We start from the raw sequence: 8,537 nt of genomic DNA, 5'->3' as shown, positions 1-8,537 counted from the left end.
CCAACGGCTCGGTCGCGGTGGCCAACGCCCACGGCACCGTCACCGGTGCGGCCGGCGGCGTGCTGCTGCGCCCCTTCGCCCGCCTGATCTCCAAGGCCGGTGACAGCGTCACCACCTACGGCGAACCCTGGAACATGAACTAACTCCTTGGCACGTCACCAAAATGGCCCCCGGCTCGCGCCGGGGGCCATTTTGTTCGCGCGCCGTCAGTCTTTGTCGGCGCTCGTCGTCTCGGCGGTGTCGGGGCTCGGGCCGGTGCCCGGGCCGGTGGTCTTCTTCGGTGCGCCCTCCGATTCGGCCAGCAGGTCGCGAATCTCGGTCAGCAGGCTCAACTCGGTGTCGCCGGCCTGCTCGACCTCGCCCTTCTTCCGAAGCCGGTTGTAGGGCACGACGACGAAGAAGTACACGACCGCCGCCACGAGTACGAAGTTGATCACCGCGGACAGCAGGATGTTCAGGTCGATCGCCTGCCCACCGCCGATCCCGATGCGCAGTAGGCCGTAACTCGTGTCCTTGCCGGCACCGATCCGGCTGATCAGTGGCTGGATGATGCTTTCGGTGAACTTGGTGACCAGCGCGGTGAACGCGGTGCCGATCACCACCGCGACCGACAGGTCGACGATGTTGCCGCGGGAGAGAAACTCCTTGAATCCCTTCAGCACGGTATTGCCCCTTTCACTCTTGGCCCAGAGATCTCGAAGGGTAGTACTGCCAGGCAGCGGAAATGGCGTGCTGTTAGCTTGGCTGCAGAGGTTCTCGGAGGGAAAACCATGTGGATGCGGGCACTGGCGGTCGCGACGTCGTTCGGTGCGCTGGCCGTGGCCGGCGGTGTCGCTGCCGGGGCGCCGAGTCCCGCCCCGGCGCCCGGCCCGGTGAGCAGCTCGTCGTCTGACGAGATCGCCGACATGGTGATGGACGCGATCCAGCAGGCGCCTCCGCCGTCCACCACCCCGCCGCCGGCACCGCCCGCCGGCTAGTTCAGTGGATCGTCAGCGTGACGGTCTGCACCAGCGTCGCCGCCGCCAAGGCGTGCGCGCCCGCCGCGGGCAACGCCACCAACACGACCCGGTCATCGCCCGCGCCTGCCGCCTTCGGCTTGGGTGACACCAGCACGACGACGGCGTTGGTGGCCGCCAGCGTCGGCTTCGCGTCGCCGGCCCCGTCCGCGGCGCCCATGACGTCGACGATGTCGCCGGGCCGGATCATGTCGAGCACCGCCGCGTCGGCGAGGTGCAGCGGCACCACCCGGGCGTCCGGTCCGGCGCTGAGCCCGGTAAGCCGTGAGCCGAGCACCCTGACGTCGGTGAGCACTTCTCCGCGTCGCGCCGGTCCGGCCAGGGTCGCCCCGATCACGTCGTCGGCGCTCACCGTGGCGCCGTCGGGAATCGTTGCGGCAGAACGCTTCTCCACCGTCACATCGTCGGCCGACAGGGGCAGCCCCGGGCTCAGGTCATGGGTTGCGACCACCACGTCGATTCGATGGCGGTCGGGGTCGGGCCGCAGCGCGGCAATGCCGGCAAGAACGACCAGTGCACCGGCGACGACCCGGCGCGCGACGACGGTGCGGGTGAAGTCGGGGCGGAGCAGGTGCCGGATCCGGCTCGGCAGCGTGGGGTTGAGCGACTCGCCCATGGCGCAACCGTAGAGCGCGGGCGGCAACCGTGGTTTCGTCTCGCACCCTGGCTTGTTGACAACTGCCGCTGGCCGCGGAGCATTGTTTGCAGGCGGGCGTCTTTGTGCTTTCTGGACGCCCTAAATGAGGTTTGCCTGTACCGTATCCAGCTGTAATTCGCGCCTGTGCTGGGGAGAGGAGGCGCAGTGGTGAACGCTGATCAGCTTCTCGCGCGCAGACTCTTGGCGGCGCTTGCCGGCGGCGGGGTGGAGCCGTTCTTCCAGCCGATCGTGTCCCTGGACGACGGCCATGTCCTGGGATTCGAAGTTCTCTCCCGATGGAACGATCCGGAGGAGGGCTACATCCCGCCCGATCGGTTCATTCCGATCGCGGACCGGTTCGGGCTGCTCGATCGCATGCTGGATCAGCAGATGCGCACGGCATTTGCGGCCGCGGCGGACTGGCCGCACCATCTGTTCCTCGGCTTCAACGTCTCGCCGACCCAGCTGCGCAACTCCGAGCTGCCGACCAGGATCGCCAAAGCTGCGCTGGATTCGTCATTTCCGTTGAGCCGCGTGCACATTGAAGTCACCGAGTCGGGCTTCATCGACGATCTGACTCAGCCGCGACTCACGCTCGACCGGCTGATCAACCTCGGCTGCATGATTGCCATGGACGATTTCGGCACCGGCTACTCGAGCCTGACGTGGCTCAGTACGCTGCCGTTCTCGAAGCTGAAGATCGATGCCAGTTTCGTGATGGCGATGGAGGAGCACCGGCAGAGCCGCAAGATCGTGCACGCCGTGGTGAGCCTGGGCCACAGTCTGGGCCTGGCTGTCGTCGCTGAAGGGGTCGAGACCCCCGGTCAGGCCGAGCTGTTGCGGACGATGGGGTGCAAGCTGGCGCAGGGATATCTGTTCGGGCGCCCGATGCCGGCCCAGCAGGTGCCGAATGCGTTGGTGGAGTTGGCTTCGGAGAGGTCCACCGAGAATCTGTCGGTGCCGATGTCCCTGGAATTGCGCGCCCACCGGCTCTCCGAGAGTTACGCCCCCGATGCCGCCGTCGCGTTCATGGACCCGGCAGGCACCGTCGTCGCGTCGAGCACCGCCTTCGACACGACGTTGGATTCCAACGGGGGAGAGGTGGCCGGACGTCCCATCTGGGACCTGATCGGTGTCACTCCGGACACCATGGCCGAGCTGCGAGCCGCCGACCTGCTCGACGAGCCGTTCCCGGCGTTCGACGAGAAGGCGGCCGACGGGTCGGTCGAGCGGGTTCGCATCCGCCCGGTCAAGGACGAGAGCAGTGAATTGGTCGGTTATTCGGTCGAATTCGGGGACAACTCGACTTCGGCAGGAATGGCCTCCTGAGCGCGCGGAAAGCCTTGCGCTCCAATTGAACTCGGTGCGCTAGCTCGATGCTGCGGCGGCGGGCGCGGAGGATGTCGACGAACTGGACGAACTCGACGAATCGCTGGAGCTCGACGACTTCTCGGACGTCGACGACGAAGACGATGAGGACGACTCCGACTTGCTGCTGCTCTTGCCTGCTTCACGGCTGTCGGTGCGGTAGAAGCCGCTGCCCTTGAAGACCACGCCGACGGAGTTGAACAGCTTGCGCAGCCGACCGGAGCACTCGGGGCAACTGGTCAGCGCGTCATCAGTGAACGCCTGCACCGCGTCGAAGCGGTTGTCGCACTCGGTACACGCGTAGCTGTAGGTCGGCACATGAACCTCCGGAACGAGACTTGGTCTGTTAGCACTCTACCGTGCCAAGTGCTAGAACCGCCACGTGGCACATATCATTCCCCACGCCGCGCAGCGGGAACGGCGCGAAGAAATGGGGAAAAAACCCTTCGAGGGGGAGGCTGCGGGTGCAAGGTATGCCGAGTGGCCTCACTCGGTGTTGGCCAGCGCGCACAGGCCGTGTTTGGGGGTGAGGACATGGGTCATCCGGATGTCATGAGATTCGCTGGGCAGTTCGTCGACAAGCTCCGAGTCGCGGACCACCGCGACCAGTGTGGCGCCGGGTCGGCACAGCGGCAGCGAGCGATCGTAGAACCCGCCGCCGCGACCCAGCCGCACGCCTCGGCGGTCCACCGCCAGCGCCGGCACGAGGACAACGTCGGCGTCTCCCAAGGCCGAGCTCGGCAACACCGGCTCGGCAGGCTCGAGCAGCCCGTATCGCGCGGCGACCAGCTCGCCGGGCACGTAGACACCCCAGAGCAGGGCCACCGGTACGCCGTCGGCTCCGGTGCGCGTCACCGGCAACAGCACCCGGGCGCACAGTTCGTGCAGCCGGTCCACCAGCTGCGGCGAACCCGGCTCGGTGCCCACCGGCAGGTAGGCGCACACCGTGTCGTCTCGGCCCACGAACTCGTCGAGATGCGCACAGAGCGCCCGCGCCTCGGCCGCCCGCACCTTGTCGGGCACTTCCCGGCGCGCCGCCAACAGGGCAGCCCGCTGCTGGGCTTTAGTACCGGCGAGCACGCTGTCCACCATGTCAGCGCGCGACCGCATTGCGCCAGAGTGAAGGACCACCATGTTGCCGTTAGGGTGTGAACGATGAGGCCGCCAGAGGTCCCGATTCCGCGCACAGCGATCGTCCCCGCGGCCGGCTTGGGAACGCGATTCCTGCCCGCAACCAAGACTGTGCCCAAGGAACTGCTGCCTGTCGTCGACACGCCGGGTATCGAGCTCGTCGCAGAGGAAGCCGCGGAGGCGGGGGCCGAGCGGCTGGTGATCGTGACCTCCGAGGGCAAAGACAGCGTGGTCGCCCACTTCGTCGAGGATCTGGTGCTGGAAGGCACGTTGGAGGCCCGCGGCAAGAAGGCGATGCTCGAGAAGGTGCGCCGGGCTCCGGCGCTGATCAAGGTCGAGTCGGTGGTGCAGCATCAGCCGCTGGGTCTGGGTCACGCGGTCGGCTGTGTGGAACCGGTCTTGTCGCCGGACGAGGACGCGGTCTCGGTGCTGCTGCCCGACGACCTGGTGCTGCCGACCGGTGTGCTCGAGACCATGGCGAAGGTGCGGGCGAAGCGGGGCGGCACGGTGCTGTGCGCCATCGAGGTGTCCGAGGACGAGGTCAGCGCCTACGGCGTGTTCGATGTCGAGCCGGTCCCCGATGCGGCGAATCCGAACGTGCTCAAGGTCAAGGGCATGGTGGAAAAGCCCAAGGCGGAGGACGCGCCTTCGCTGTACGCCGCCGCCGGCCGCTACATCCTGGATCGGGCCATCTTCGACGCGCTGCGCCGCGTCGACCGGGGTGTCGGCGGCGAGATCCAGCTGACCGACGCCATCGAGTTGTTGATCAAAGAGGGGCACCCGGTCCACGTGGTGGTGCACCGCGGCTCTCGACACGACTTGGGAAATCCCGGCGGCTACCTGAAGGCTGCGGTTGACTTTGCGTTGGATCGTGACGACTATGGCCCGGATTTGCGGCGATGGTTGACGGCACGCCTGGGCCTGGCCGACAAGACCGAACAGTAGAGCTGCGGCGGGCCCGCGCGATGCGGAGCTCGAGGCAGAAAGGCGCGCGGTGCGTTCGGTAGAGGAACAGCAGGCCAGAGTGGCGGCCGCGGCGGTGGCACCACGCCCGGTACGCGTGCCGATCGCCGAGTCCCAGGGCCTGATGTGCGCCGAGGAAGTGATCACCGAACATCCCCTGCCCGGTTTCGACCAGGCCGCCATCGACGGCTATGCGGTCCGCAGCGTGGATGTCCAGGGTCTCGGCGGAGATTCCGACGATGAGCAGGGTGGCGAGATCAGTCTGCCGGTGATGGGTGTCATCGAGGCGGGTGCGCGGACCCCCAGCCGGCTGCAGCCCAAGCAGGCCGCCCGGGTGCAGACCGGTGCGCCGATGCCGACATTGGCCGATGCCGTGCTGCCGTTGCGGTGGACCGACGGCGGTCAGGCGCGGGTGCGAGTGTTGCGCGGGGTTCGGTCGGGTGCCTATGTCCGGCGGGCCGGTGACGACGTGCAGCCCGGCGACGTCGCGGTGCGTGCCGGTGCGACGATCGGCGCCGCGCAGGTGGGATTGCTTGCCGCGGTCGGCCGCGAGCGCGTGTTGGTGCATCCGCGTCCCCGGGTGACCGTGATGAGTGTCGGCGGCGAGCTGGTCGACATTTCCCGGACGCCCGGCAATGGCCAGGTGTACGACGTCAACTCGTATGCGATCGCTGCCGCGGCGCGCGATGCCGGCGCCGAGGTGAATCGGGTGGGCATCGTCAGCACCGAGCCGAAGGCGCTGCGCGAGGCCGTCGAGGGTCAGCTCAACCGTGCCGAGCTGGTGGTGATCGCCGGAGCGGTCGGTGGGGCTGCGGCCGAAGGTGTGCGCGCGGTGCTGTCGAAGCTCGGCGAGATGGAAGTCACCAGGATCGCCATGCATCCCGGGTCCGTGCAAGGCTTCGGTCAGCTGGGCCGCGAACGGGTCCCGACGTTCCTGTTGCCGGCGAACCCGGTCAGCGCGCTGGTTGTTTTCGAGGTCATGGTTCGCCCGCTGATTCGGCTCTCGCTGGGCAAGCGCCAGTCGCTTCGGCGTGTCGTGCAGGCCCGGGCGTTGTCGCCGATTTCGTCGGTGCCCGGGCGTAAGGGTTTCCTGCGTGGGCAGCTGATGCGTGACCAGGACACCGGCGAGTATCTGGTGCAGGCACTCGGCGGCGCGCCGGGCGCGTCGTCGCATCTGTTGGCGACGCTGGCCGAGGCGAACTGCTTGGTCGTGGTGCCGACCGAACTGGATCAGGTACGGACCGGCGAGGTCGTCGACGTCGCCTTCCTGGCTCAACGCGGCTGACCCGCGGAGCAGAAGTGAATTTGTGGCGTAACAGTTCCCTGCACCCGGGCTGGCCCGCTTCCGTGGGTCCGCTGCGGGTCGGCGCCGGGGTGATCCGCTTACGCCCGGTGCGAATGCGCGACGCGGCGATGTGGAGCCGCATCCGCTTGGCCGACCGCCGTTTCCTTGAGCCGTGGGAACCGACTGCTGAGGTGGATTGGACTGTGCGGCATGCAGTCTCGTCCTGGCCGCCGGTGTGCTCGGGCCTTCGGGCAGAGGCGCGCAAGGGCCGGATGCTGCCGTATGTGATCGAACTCGACGGGCAGTTCAGCGGTCAGCTGACGATCGGCAACGTGACGCACGGAGCGTTGCGCTCAGCCTGGATCGGCTATTGGGTGTCGAGCGCCGTCACCGGCGCGGGGGTGGCCACGGGTGCGCTTGCGCTGGGTCTCGACCACTGCTTCGGGCCGGTCGGTCTGCATCGGGTGGAGGCGACGGTGCGCCCGGAGAATGCGGCGAGTCGCGCGGTGCTGGCCAAGGTCGGCTTTCGCGAGGAGGGCCTGTTGGAGCGGTACCTCGATGTCGACGGAGCGTGGCGCGACCACCTGCTGGTGGGGATGACCGTGGAAGAGGTCGAGGGCTCCGTGGCGGGTCGACTGGTGCACCGCGGGCTGGCGCACTGGGCGTGATTGCCGAGGCGACTTGTTACTAATGTGACATTTGTGGCTGTTGGTGCTTGTCAAGGGCAAATTACAAGTGTGTAATTGACTCCGGCGCGCCGTCCCGGGTTGCCAAGGTCACGGACCTAGCCTGGACGCGAAAGGAGCAGGCCACCATGCCAAGCATCCCCCAATCATTGCTCTGGATCTCGCTTGTGGTGCTGTGGTTGTTCGTGTTGGTCCCGATGCTCATCAGCAAGCGTGACAACGTCCGCCGGACCAGTGACGTCGCGCTTGCCACCCGGGTGCTCAACGGCGGCGAGAAGTCGCGCCGGTTCAAGCGCAGCGGCCCCTCGGCCGGTCATCGGCACGACCCGGACTGGCAGCCCGAAGCGGACCAGTTCGACGAGCTGGACTCCGACGACGAGACGCCGTCGCGGACCCGCACGGTCGTCGTGGTGGCTGCGGTCACCGAGGAGGTCGAGTCGGATTACCTGGACGTCGACGTGGTCGACGAGGACTCCGGCGCGCTGCCGGTCGGCGGCACCGCGCGTAGCGCCCAGGTCCAGCCGAGCCTGTTCGACGAAGCCCCGGCGCCCGTGGTTTCCGAGCCCGTGGTTTCCGAGCCCGTGGTTGCCGAGCCCGTCGCGGAGGTCGATGAGGCCGGCGACGAGACCCAGGACGATCAGGCCGACAGCGTGCCCGCGAGCGACGACACCGATCAGTTTCAGGCGGTCACCGAGGATCATCCGCAGGACGGCACCGACGACGAATACGAATACGTCGAGGACACTTCGGGTCTGGAGGCCGAGGACGAGCCTGCGACGACCGTGACGCCGCGGGCGAGCCGGCCGCGTCGTTCGGAGTCGACGACGGCCGCGGCGGTCAGCGCACGCAAGTACCGCTTCCGCAAGCGGATGCTGATGGCAATGGCCGCGGTCATGGTCGTCACGGCAACGCTGTCGTTCACCGTCAGCTCCGGCCTGTGGTGGGTCACCGGTGCGGCCGGCGCCGTGACGGTGCTGTACCTGGGCTACCTGCGCCGTCAGACCAGGATCGAGGAGCAGGTGCGCCGGCGTCGCCAGCAGCGGATGGCTCGCTCGCGGCTCGGGGTGGAGAACACCGAGGACCGTGAATTCGACGTCGTGCCGTCCCGGCTGCGTCGTCCCGGTGCCGCGGTGCTGGACATCGACGACGAGGACCCGATCTTCGAGCACCTCGACGAGGTCGCGTTCGCCCGGCACTTCGACCTGCCGCGGGCGGCCGGCCAGTAGGTCGCCGGTTTCAACTAGGCGGGCTGCGACTGGTAGCCTGCTAGCGACCAAGGGGCTATAGCGCAGTTGGTAGCGCGTCTCGTTCGCATCGAGAAGGTCAGGGGTTCGATTCCCCTTAGCTCCACAGTTTTCAACGATCGACGGCACGCCTTCGCCGGCCCAGCCGCGGCCCAAGTCCGCCACATCTCGCGTCCCTGCCGACGTTGGCCGTAGCCTGTTGGGCTG

The 8,537-nt window shown here is 67.8% G+C and carries 11 protein-coding genes and 1 tRNA gene; 8 read left to right on the top strand and 4 right to left on the bottom strand.

Features of this window, described 5'->3' with window-relative positions; all coding sequences use genetic code 11:
• The coding region (locus AB4879_RS19145) for an MspA family porin (RefSeq protein ID WP_370508852.1) at positions 1–143 on the top strand (143 nt) is incomplete at its 5' end.
• Positions 144–206: 63 nt separating this feature from the next.
• Here the strand turns inward: AB4879_RS19145 and mscL are convergent.
• A complete protein-coding gene (mscL, locus tag AB4879_RS19140; protein ID WP_370508823.1) occupies positions 207–662 on the bottom strand; it encodes a large-conductance mechanosensitive channel protein MscL in 456 nt (151 codons plus the stop codon).
• A 114-nt stretch (positions 663–776) separates the two neighbouring features.
• On the opposite strand from mscL, the gene AB4879_RS19135 reads away from it, so the two are divergent.
• Positions 777–977 carry a hypothetical protein gene (locus tag AB4879_RS19135; protein ID WP_370508822.1) on the top strand — a complete coding sequence of 67 codons (201 nt, stop codon included), beginning with the start codon at positions 777–779 and terminating at the stop codon, positions 975–977.
• A gap of 1 nt (position 978) precedes the next feature.
• On the opposite strand, the gene AB4879_RS19130 is transcribed toward AB4879_RS19135, so the two are convergent.
• Positions 979–1,632 (bottom strand): SAF domain-containing protein, encoded by a 654-nt coding sequence (locus AB4879_RS19130; RefSeq protein WP_370508821.1) that lies wholly within the window; start codon positions 1,630–1,632, stop codon positions 979–981.
• A 186-nt stretch (positions 1,633–1,818) separates the two neighbouring features.
• Here AB4879_RS19130 and AB4879_RS19125 point away from each other — a divergent pair, with 186 nt between their 5' ends.
• Entirely contained in the window at positions 1,819–2,982 is a 1,164-nt protein-coding gene (locus tag AB4879_RS19125; protein WP_370508820.1) for an EAL domain-containing protein, read from the top strand.
• A gap of 39 nt (positions 2,983–3,021) precedes the next feature.
• Here AB4879_RS19125 and AB4879_RS19120 read toward each other — a convergent pair whose 3' ends face one another.
• Positions 3,022–3,339 (bottom strand): FmdB family zinc ribbon protein, encoded by a 318-nt coding sequence (locus AB4879_RS19120; RefSeq protein WP_102808032.1) that lies wholly within the window; start codon positions 3,337–3,339, stop codon positions 3,022–3,024.
• A gap of 168 nt (positions 3,340–3,507) precedes the next feature.
• Positions 3,508–4,131 carry a 5-formyltetrahydrofolate cyclo-ligase gene (locus AB4879_RS19115; protein WP_370508819.1) on the bottom strand — a complete coding sequence of 208 codons (624 nt, stop codon included), beginning with the start codon at positions 4,129–4,131 and terminating at the stop codon, positions 3,508–3,510.
• Positions 4,132–4,176: 45 nt separating this feature from the next.
• Between AB4879_RS19115 and AB4879_RS19110 the strand changes: the two genes are divergently transcribed.
• The 5 genes from AB4879_RS19110 (at position 4,177) to AB4879_RS19090 (ending at position 8,436) form a co-directional block, all read left to right on the top strand.
• Positions 4,177–5,097: a UTP--glucose-1-phosphate uridylyltransferase gene (locus AB4879_RS19110; protein ID WP_370508818.1), complete on the top strand. Its 921-nt coding sequence runs from the start codon at positions 4,177–4,179 to the stop codon at positions 5,095–5,097.
• 49 nt (positions 5,098–5,146) lie between these two features.
• Entirely contained in the window at positions 5,147–6,400 is a 1,254-nt protein-coding gene (gene glp, locus AB4879_RS19105; protein ID WP_370508817.1) for a gephyrin-like molybdotransferase Glp, read from the top strand.
• Positions 6,401–6,414: 14 nt separating this feature from the next.
• Positions 6,415–7,068, top strand: a complete 654-nt coding sequence (locus tag AB4879_RS19100; protein WP_370508816.1) for a GNAT family N-acetyltransferase — start codon at positions 6,415–6,417, stop codon at positions 7,066–7,068.
• A 146-nt stretch (positions 7,069–7,214) separates the two neighbouring features.
• Positions 7,215–8,312 (top strand): gephyrin-like molybdotransferase receptor GlpR, encoded by a 1,098-nt coding sequence (gene glpR / locus AB4879_RS19095; RefSeq protein WP_370508815.1) that lies wholly within the window; start codon positions 7,215–7,217, stop codon positions 8,310–8,312.
• A gap of 51 nt (positions 8,313–8,363) precedes the next feature.
• A tRNA-Ala gene (locus AB4879_RS19090) sits at positions 8,364–8,436 on the top strand.
• The last annotated feature ends 101 nt before the right edge of the window (positions 8,437–8,537 follow it).

Source organism: Mycobacterium sp. SA01 (genome assembly GCF_041287105.1).
Lineage (GTDB): Bacteria > Actinomycetota > Actinomycetes > Mycobacteriales > Mycobacteriaceae > Mycobacterium.
The sequence above is the reverse complement of the archived record's forward strand: the minus strand, read 5'-3'. Positions and strand labels throughout refer to the sequence as shown.

Excerpts from the sequence above, each read along its gene's own strand:
- AB4879_RS19135 (WP_370508822.1), top strand. The coding sequence starts at position 777 with ATGCGGGCACTGGCGGTCGCGACGTCGTTCGGTGCGCTGGCCGTGGCC.
- AB4879_RS19130 (WP_370508821.1), bottom strand. The coding sequence starts at position 1,632 with ATGGGCGAGTCGCTCAACCCCACGCTGCCGAGCCGGATCCGGCACCTG.
- AB4879_RS19115 (WP_370508819.1), bottom strand. The coding sequence starts at position 4,131 with ATGCGGTCGCGCGCTGACATGGTGGACAGCGTGCTCGCCGGTACTAAA.
- AB4879_RS19110 (WP_370508818.1), top strand. The coding sequence starts at position 4,177 with ATGAGGCCGCCAGAGGTCCCGATTCCGCGCACAGCGATCGTCCCCGCG.
- glpR (WP_370508815.1), top strand. The coding sequence starts at position 7,215 with ATGCCAAGCATCCCCCAATCATTGCTCTGGATCTCGCTTGTGGTGCTG.